The sequence below is a fragment of the Pseudomonas sp. NFPP24 genome (assembly GCF_900112095.1).
Taxonomy (GTDB): domain Bacteria; phylum Pseudomonadota; class Gammaproteobacteria; order Pseudomonadales; family Pseudomonadaceae; genus Aquipseudomonas; species Aquipseudomonas extremorientalis.
Genome location: NZ_FOKD01000005.1, coordinates 85837 through 94962 on the forward strand (window position 1 = coordinate 85837; position 9126 = coordinate 94962).

Consider the following 9126-nt stretch of genomic DNA (forward strand, 5'->3'; position numbering starts at 1 on the left):
GGTAATCAAAACGCAAAACACGAGCAGCCGAACGCACCCCAGAAACCCTGGAAGTCGCTGACCGGCACGCTGGAATGGCGGGCTTTTTCGTGGCTGTGGGCATGCACGCCGCACGGGCCGCTGCACTGGTGCACCTGCGCCTGCAACGGCGAGCCTGGACGCCAGTGCCCTGGCACCTTGACCACCGGCGACCAATCCGGCAGTACCGGCACGCGCGGGGGTGCGAAGTCTTCGAAGTCACCGGCACCGTAGACCACCTTGCCGCCGACCACGGTGAGGACCGACTCGATCCACTTGATGGCTTCCTCATCGACACTGAAGAAGTCCGCCGACAGCGCCGCCACGTCCGCCAACTGCCCGACCTTGATCTGGCCCTTCTTGCCCTGCTCGGACGAGAACCAGGCGCTGCCGTGGGTGAACAGTTCCAGCGCGGTCAGGCGCGGCAGGCCTTCGGCATGCAGTTCCAGGCCACCGACGGTGCGGCCGCTGACCATCCAGTACAGCGAGGTCCACGGGTTGTAGCTCGATACCCGCGTCGCATCGGTGCCCGCGCCCACCGGCACGCCTTCGGCCAGCATGCGTTTGATCGGTGGCGTGGCTTCGGCGGCCTTGGCGCCGTAGCGCTCGACAAAATATTCGCCCTGGAACGCCATGCGGTCCTGGATCGCAATACCGCCACCCAGGGCACGTACACGCTCGATATTTCTCGGGGTAATGGTTTCGGCGTGGTCAAAAAACCACGGCAGGCCATTGAACGGAATGTCGCGGTTGACCTTCTCGAACACGTCGAGCATGCGCGAGATGGACTCGTCATAGGTGGCGTGCAAACGGAACGGCCAGCGCTGTTCAACCAGGTGGCGCACCACCGGCTCCAGTTCCTGCTCCATGGTCAGCGGCAGGTCGGGACGCGGTTCCAGGAAATCTTCGAAGTCGGCGGCCGAGAACACCAGCATTTCGCCAGCGCCGTTGTGGCGCAGGTAATCGTCGCCCTGGTGCAGGGTGACGCTGCCGGTCCAGTTCTTGAAGTCGCTGAGTTCTTCCTTGGGCTTCTGGGTGAACAGGTTGTAGGCGATACGCACCGTCAGCTGTTGGTCCTTGGCCAGTTGCTCGATCACTGCGTAGTCATCGGGGTAGTTCTGGAAGCCGCCGCCGGCGTCGATGGCACTGGTGAGGCCCAGGCGATTGAGTTCACGCATGAACTGGCGGGTGGAGTTGACCTGGTATTCCAACGGCAGTTTCGGGCCCTTGGCCAGGGTCGAGTACAGAATCATCGCGTTCGGCCGCGCCACCAGCATGCCGGTGGGGTTGCCGTTGCTGTCACGCACGATCTCGCCACCCGGCGGGTTCGGCGTGTCCTTGGTATAGCCGGCCACACGCAGCGCTGCGCGGTTGAGCAAGGCGCGGTCGTACAGGTGCAGCACGAACACCGGCGTATCGGGCGCGGCCTGGTTCAACTCTTCCAGGGTCGGCATGCGTTTTTCGGCGAACTGGAATTCGTTCCAGCCCCCCACCACGCGCACCCATTGCGGGGTCGGCGTGCGGTCGGCCTGGTCCTTGAGCATGCGCAGGGCATCGGCCAGGGACGGCACGCCTTCCCAGCGCAGCTCGAGGTTGTAGTTCAAGCCGCCACGGATCAGGTGCAGGTGCGAGTCATTGAGGCCGGGGATGACGGTGCGGCCCTTGAGGTCGATGACCTGGGTACCACTGCCGCGCAGGGCCATGGCTTCACCGTCGGTGCCCACGGCTACAAACCGCCCCTCACGGATGGCGACGGCCGTGGCGCGCGGGTTTTCACGGTCCACGGTGTGGAACTGGCCATTGAACAGAATCAGGTCGGCGTTCATAGGGTTTCCTTTACAGAGGCTTCGAGCCAGGGAGCGAACAGGCGGGTGGCCGCCGGCATCAGCAGGTAGACCACCAGCACGACGATGGTCACGGTTACCAGAAACGTGGCGACCACGTAGTTGGAGAGAAACGGGTGCAGGCGCAGCACCGGGCCCCATACGATCGGCACCAGCAGGGTCAGCGGCAGGATCACGCACAGGGTGACCACCGCCTGCTTCCAGCGCGGCGGCTTGGCGGCGTTTGGGGTTTCGGGGTTGAACCAGAATTCGTTGACCCCATTGATTTCGGTGTTGTCGCCGTCGGCGAGCATGGGCGCGGCTTCGGCGATCAGGGTTTTGCGCTCGGGGGAGTCGAGCCAGGTTTCCAGGTCGTCGGTGGAGCGGTAGCGCAACACACAGGTAAACAGCGCCAGGTTGCCCTGTTTGCCGCGTACCACGTCGACACCGAGGTGGCCGGCACGGGCGCCGGCGATACGCACGATGCGGCGCAGCCAGGCTTCGTAGTCAGCCTCCAGGCCGGGTTTGATGAGGTGCTTGACCACCAGGGTGACGACTTCGTCGGGGCCTGGTTTTGTGGTTGGGTCCATGGGGTATCCCTCTGCCGTGAAGATTCAGCGATGAGGGAGTTTGAGGGGCGATGGGGTGGGGAAAATTGGATGTACGTGCTGTTTGGGGGGGGGTTGTGCTGAGTACATATCCGTTATTTGGGTGATGGCGGATATTGGTTCCGCCCTTACGGCGGGTCACTTTTGAAAAGAGCCCAAAAGTAACCAAAAGGCTCTTGCCCCAACACTCGGCACCTCGCCTAGGCTCGGTGTGCCCGTAATCCGACAGGGATTTGGGGGGGGGCGCCTAACATCAAAATCAAAAGCAGATCAAAAGCCAGAGCCAGAGCAAACCACCCTTCAACTGATACATGAAGATCAAACTGTGGGAGGGGGCTTGCCCCCGATGGCGGTGTGTCAGCCAACTCATCAGCGACTGACCCACTGCCATCGGGGGCAAGCCCCCTCCCACACTTTGACCGAGTACCGGCCATACAATCCGGTCGGCTCTAAGGTCGCCGCGCTCTTGCTTTTGATCTTGGGCGCCCCGTCAAACACGCTGGCCGGAGTGAGGGCATGCCGAGCCTAAGCGAGGCACCGAGTGTTGGGGCGAAGGCCTTTTGCTTACTTTTGGCTGGGCCGGCTTCCGGCCTTTCCAAAAGTGAGCCGCTGTAAGAGCGGAACCATAGGTGGCCGTTACCGAAGCAACGGATATGTACACAACACGACACCACCCCGCCATCACCCCGGCACCGGAATCACCCGCAACCCCCTCACCGACTTATAGGAAAAACTTGAATAAATCTCCTTGACGCAAGGCAACGTCTGCAACACCTCCCGCGCAAACTCCCCAAACGACTCCAGATCCCTCGCCACCACTTCCAACAAAAAATCATACCGCCCCGACACGTTATGGCACGCCACGATCTCGGGAATCGCCAACAACCGCTGCTCGAATGCCCGGGCAATTTCCTGGGTATGACTCTCCATCATGATGCTGACAAACGCCGTCACCCCATACCCCAGCGCCTTGGGCGAGAGAATCGCCTGGTACCCGCTGATCACCCCGCTCTCCTCCAGGTTGCGCACCCGGCGCCAACAGGGCGAGGTCGTCAGGGAGACGCGGTCGGCCAATTCAGCCACCGTGAGGCGGGCATTGCCTTGCAGCGCGTTTAAAAGCGCTTTATCGGTGCGATCCAGACGGATGGGCATAACGTGCCTCTATTCGTTATTTTTATGAGGTTTTTATCCCGGGACGCGGGAATTACCGGCAAATATTGCAAAGTTCATCTCTGGTTATGAGCATAGCATTGTAGGAAATAAGGAGCGTCCGACATGAACAATAAACACAATGCATTCGGCTTTTCCACCCGCGCCATCCACCACGGCTACGACCCCAAAGACCACCACGGCGCGCTCGTCCCGCCGATTTATCTGTCGGCCACCTTTGCCTTCCCCACCGCCGAATACGGCGCCGCCTGTTTTGCCGGCGAAGCCAGCGGCCACTTCTATACGCGCATTTCCAACCCGACCCTGGCGCTGCTGGAGTCACGCATGGCGACCCTGGAAAACGGCGAGGCGGCGGTGGCCTTCAGTTCCGGGATGGGGGCGATTGCCGCGACGTTCTGGACCCTGCTACGCCCCGGCGACGAGGTGATCGTCAGCCAGACGCTGTACGGTTGTACCTTCGCCCTGCTGCACCACGGCATCGGCGAGTTCGGCATCAAGGTGCGGCATGTCGACCTCACGGACCTGGCGGCCCTGCAAGCCGCGCTCAGCCCCGCAACGCGCATGATCTACTGCGAAACCCCGGCCAACCCCAACCTGCAACTGGTAGATATCGCCGCCGTCGCCACCCTCGCCCACCACCAGCCCAATGTCACCGTAGTGGTCGACAACACCTACTGCACGCCCTACCTGCAACGCCCCCTGGAACTGGGCGCCGATGTGGTGGTGCATTCGGCCACCAAATACCTCAGCGGCCACGGCGATATCACCGCGGGCATTGCCGTGAGCAGCCAGGCGCTGGCCCAGCGTATTCGCCTACAAGGCCTCAAGGACCTGACCGGCGCCGTCATGTCGCCCCAGGATGCCTCGCTGTTGATGCGCGGCCTCAAGACCCTGGCCCTGCGCATGGACCGCCACTGCAGCAACGCCCAGGCCGTGGCCGAAGCCTTGCAGGCGCACCCGGCCGTGGAGCGCGTGACTTACCCGGGCCTGCGTTCTTTCCCTCAATACGAACTGGCGACACGCCAGATGAAAATGCCCGGTGGCATGATCGCCTTCGAACTCAAGGGCGGGATCGAAACCGGCCGGCGCTTCATGAATGCACTCAAGCTGTTTACCCGCGCGGTCAGCCTGGGCGACGCCGAATCACTGGCCCAGCACCCGGCGAGCATGACCCACTCCACCTACACCCCGGAAGAGCGGGCCGCACACGGCATCAGCGAGGGGTTGGTGCGCTTGTCGGTGGGGCTTGAAGACATCGCCGACCTGCTGGCGGATGTACAGCAGGCACTGGCCAAATGCACGCGCACGCTGCAACGTCCTTCCAGGCTCGTGAGTCTTTAAATCCGATTTTTTAAGATTGGATCCCCTTCCCGCCGCCAGGCTGTACTAGCATAGGTTCCGGCGGGAAGGACTATCACGGTAGGTTATTCGCATTGGCTTGCATCTTAATCCCCGCTGCTATAAGGCCGAATACCTGCACGCCTCATGGATGAATTGATGAACTCACAGTTGTTTCCGCATATTGGCAAGGTCATCGCCAGCACCGGCAGCCGCCATTTTCCGCGCATGCTGCATGACCTGATCCTCACCCAACTGGCCGTGGACGCCACCCATATCACGCAACTGCAGGTGAGTGCCGAAGGGCAGGTCCGGCGCAAGATCAGCCCGGTCTACACCGACTCGGTAGAAGCCTTGGGCGAAGAGCAACCTGCCGCACAATTGCACCTCACCCGCCGCCGCGACGACGTGCGCTATGTGTTGTCGGTGTATCGCTCACACCAGTCCGAAAATTTCTCGCCGCAGGAGCGCAGCATGCTGCAGGACTTCTCCACCCTGCTGCTGCCCATGGTCGAAAAACACATCGCCGCGATCCAGCCTTGCCGCCAGGACAGCGAGCCGGTGACCGCGGAAAACCAGGGCCTCGAAACCCTGCGCCGGCGCATCGAGGAACGCCTGGTGCAATCGGGGCTGACCCTCTCCAACCGTGAACTCGAAGTGTGCGTCGGCCTGCTGGCCGGGCGCACGGCGCCGGAGCTGGCGGAGCAATTGGCATTGAAGGTCAACACCATCGAGAGTTACCTCAAACGTGCGGCGATCAAGCTGGGGATCAGCGGGCGGCATTCGTTGTTGCGGTGGATGTATGCCACCGAGGAAAGTACGGGGCTTTAAGCTCACACCGATCAAAATGTGGGAGGGGGCTTGCCCCCGATGGCGGTGGGTCAGCAACCGAAATTGTGGCTGATACACAGCAATCGGGGGCAAGCCCCCTCCCACATTGGGTTCTCATTGACAAGCAGGACTCAATCCCTTGCCAAGGCCTCGATCGGATCGAGCCGCGCCGCATTCCGCGCCGGCACAAAGCCAAACACGATGCCGATCAATGTCGAACAGGCAAACGCGGTCAGAATCGAGCCCAGGGAAAACACCATCTCCCATTCCTTCACGAACACTGAAAACAAAAAGCCCAGGGCATAGGACAGCGAGATTCCGATCAGCCCACCGATCAAACACACCATCACCGCCTCCACCAGGAACTGCTGGCGAATGTCCGATTGCCGGGCGCCTACCGCCATGCGAATACCGATCTCGCGGGTACGCTCGGTCACCGACACCAGCATGATGTTCATCACCCCGATACCGCCCACCAGCAGCGAAATCACCGCGATCAACGACAGCAACAGCGCCAGGGAGCGACTGGTTTTCTGCACCGTCTGCATGATGCTGTCGAGGTTGTTGGTGAAGAAATCCTTGGTGCCGTGACGTTGCAGCATCAGCTTGTTGACGTTGTCTTCCACCACCTTGCTTGGCTGACCGTCCTTGATGCGCACGGTGATACTGTCCAGATGGCGCTGCCCCAACAGGCGCCCCGCCGCCGTTTCATAGGGCACCCACACATTCAATGCCTTGCTGGCGGCGAACATGTTTTTATTGTCGGCCGTCACGCCGATCACCGTGCACGGCAGGTTACCCACCAGGATCACTTGGCCCAGCGGGTCGACGTTCGGCCCGAACAGGCGATGGCGGGTGTTGTGGTCGATCACCACCACTTGGGCCTGGCGCCGTGCGTCGCTTTCGCTGAAGGCGATGCCGGCTTCAAGCTTCAGGCCCTTTACCTTGAAATAGCGGTCACTCACACCGTTGACCTGCGCATCCAGGTCGATATTGCCAAAGCGCAGCAACAGGTTGCGGCCCACCACCGGCGTGGCGCTGTCGACGTAATACAGCTGGTTCAACGCGTCGACATCCGAGGGCATCAACGTCTCGATGGCCGAGGCGCGGCTGTCACCGAAACTGGTGCCGGAAAAGATATCGATGGTGTTGCTGCCGATCGCCTGGATGTCCTTGAGCACATAACGCTTGGCGCCTTCGCCGATGGCCGAGATCGACACCACCGAGGTAATACCGATGACGATACCGAGCATGGTCAGCAAGGTGCGCATGCGATGGGACACCAGCGCGACCCAGGCCATGTTGAACGCTTCCTTGAACAACCCCAGGCTCGCCACCAGACGCCTGGCGCCATTGCGCCTGGGTTCGATGGGCGTTTCGCCGGGCAGCGCCAGGCCGACACTGTCGTTGGCCTTGTCGCTGACAATCTCGCCATCGCACACCTCGACGATGCGCTGGGCGTTCGCCGCGACCTTGGGGTCGTGCGTCACGATAATCACCGTGTGCCCCGCAGCGTGCAGCTCGGCGAGGATACGCATGACCTCCTTGCCGCTGTGGGTGTCGAGGGCGCCGGTGGGTTCGTCGGCCAGGATCACTTCACCGCCGTTCATCAACGCACGGGCAATACTCACCCGCTGCTGCTGCCCGCCCGACAGCTGGCTGGGACGATGGGTGGTGTGGCTGGCCAAGCCCAGGCGGGCCAGCAACTCCCGCGCACGGCTATGGCGCGCGGTCTCCGGCGTACCGGCATAGATCGCCGGCATCTCCACGTTGTGCAACGCGCTCAAGTGCGCCAGCAAGTGGTAGCGCTGGAAGATAAAACCGAAGTAGTCACGGCGCAGTTCGGCCAATTGCTCGTCGCCCAATGAGCGGGTTTCGATGCCATTGATCTTGTAGCTGCCGGCCGTGGCGTAATCCAGGCCGCCGAGGATGTTCATCAGGGTGGACTTACCCGAGCCCGAGGCGCCGATGATCGCGACCATTTCCCCGGCGTGAATCGTCAGGTCGATGCCCTTGAGCGCAATGAACTCACGCTCGCCGGCCATGAAACTGCGGGTGATGCCCTTGAGTTCCAACAGTGGCTGGGTCATCCGTCAGTTCCCCGCCACAGCCGGCGTGGCTTCGCCGATCACCACTTTGTCACCTTCGGCCAGGCCTTCGAGGATCTGCACCTTGACGTTGTTGTTGATCCCGGTCTTCACATCCCGCGACACCGCCTTGCCCTTGGCATCCAGCACCCGCAGCGGGTAGCTGCCATCGTTGTTGCGCGCACCGAGCGCCGCCACCGGCACCATCAACGCGGCCTGGGCGGTGTCGAGCACGATACGCACCTGGGCGGTCATGGCGATACGCAGGCGGTGATCGGGGTTGGGCACGTCGAACAGCGCGTTATAGAACACCGCGGTGTTCTGCTTTGGCGTACCGGCGGTCTGGGTTTCCAGGAAATTCTGCGGCGCCGGCTCGGTGCCGCGCAGCTTGGCGTAGTAGCGCTTGTCGGCCTCGCCGAGGATGGTGAAGTACACCTGCTGGCCGGGGCTGATGTGGATCACATCCGCCTCGGAGACCTGGGCCTTGACGGTCATGGTGTCCAGGTCCGCCAATTTGAGCAGTACCGGCGCCAGTTGGCTGGCGATCACGGTCTGGCCTTCCTGGGTGACAATGCCCACCACATCGCCGTCGATGGGCGCGACGATGCGGGTGTAGGCCAGGTTGACCTTGGCGGTGTCGATCTGGATGTGCGCGCTTTTGATCTGCGCATCCAGGGACAGCAGGTTGGCCTGTTGCACCTGGAAGTTGGACTCGGCGTCTTCGAAGTCCTGACGGGATACCGACTCGTCGATCTGCAGGCCTTTATAGCGCTCGTACACGGACTTGGCCTGCTTGAGCTGGGCCGCCGTGGCGCGGCGTTGGGCCTGAAGGTTTTCTTCGTCGACCTGGGCCTTGCGCAGGGTGTTTTGCAGGACCAGTGGGTCGATTTCGGCGAGCCATTGACCCTTTTTCACTTTGTCGCCGACCTTTACTTTCAGGGACTTCAATTGGCCGGAGACTTGGGCGCCCACGTCGACCTGTTTGATGCCTTCGAGCAGGCCGGTGGCCAGCACGGCGTTTTCGATGTCACCGCGTTGAGCGGTGGCTGTGAGGTATTGGGGGGCGTCGGCGGGGGCCTGGACCGTGTAGATGATCAGGCCGATGGCGACTGTGATTACTGTGAGCATTCCTAGTTTGCGTAACTTTGACTTTTCCATGGGTGGCCTTTGATCGAGTACATATCCGTTACTTGGGTAACGGCTGATAGGGGTTCCGCCCTTACGGCGGGTCACTTTTGAAAAGAGCCCAAA

7 protein-coding genes are annotated in these 9126 nt (G+C 61.8%); 2 read left to right on the top strand and 5 right to left on the bottom strand.

The genetic code is table 11. From position 1 onward, the window contains the following. Window positions 1–5: 5 nt before the first annotated feature. From BM026_RS12260 to BM026_RS12270, 3 genes are all read right to left on the bottom strand, one after another. A complete protein-coding gene (locus BM026_RS12260; RefSeq protein WP_092245694.1) occupies window positions 6–1844 on the bottom strand; it encodes an amidohydrolase in 1839 nt (612 codons plus the stop codon). After that, complete coding sequence (locus BM026_RS12265; RefSeq protein ID WP_093528689.1) at window positions 1841–2431, bottom strand: antibiotic biosynthesis monooxygenase; 591 nt, start codon at window positions 2429–2431, stop codon at window positions 1841–1843. The genes BM026_RS12260 and BM026_RS12265 overlap by 4 nt, the downstream gene beginning before the upstream one ends. A 699-nt stretch (window positions 2432–3130) precedes the next feature. Then, window positions 3131–3601: an Lrp/AsnC family transcriptional regulator gene (locus BM026_RS12270; RefSeq protein WP_092245699.1), complete on the bottom strand. Its 471-nt coding sequence runs from the start codon at window positions 3599–3601 to the stop codon at window positions 3131–3133. A gap of 123 nt (window positions 3602–3724) precedes the next feature. On the opposite strand from BM026_RS12270, the gene BM026_RS12275 reads away from it, so the two are divergent. Beyond that, window positions 3725–4960: a methionine gamma-lyase gene (locus BM026_RS12275; RefSeq protein ID WP_092245702.1), complete on the top strand. Its 1236-nt coding sequence runs from the start codon at window positions 3725–3727 to the stop codon at window positions 4958–4960. A gap of 156 nt (window positions 4961–5116) precedes the next feature. Next, window positions 5117–5788, top strand: a complete 672-nt coding sequence (locus BM026_RS12280; protein WP_170856082.1) for a helix-turn-helix transcriptional regulator — start codon at window positions 5117–5119, stop codon at window positions 5786–5788. Between the two features lie 131 nt (window positions 5789–5919). Here the strand turns inward: BM026_RS12280 and BM026_RS12285 are convergent, their stop codons facing one another. Both BM026_RS12285 and macA read right to left on the bottom strand, forming a co-directional pair. Beyond that, on the bottom strand, window positions 5920–7878 hold the full coding sequence (locus tag BM026_RS12285) for a MacB family efflux pump subunit (RefSeq protein WP_093126808.1): 1959 nt from the start codon (window positions 7876–7878) through the stop codon (window positions 5920–5922). Between the two features lie 3 nt (window positions 7879–7881). Further along, a complete protein-coding gene (gene macA / locus BM026_RS12290; protein WP_093126801.1) occupies window positions 7882–9033 on the bottom strand; it encodes a macrolide transporter subunit MacA in 1152 nt (383 codons plus the stop codon). Window positions 9034–9126 lie beyond the last annotated feature (93 nt).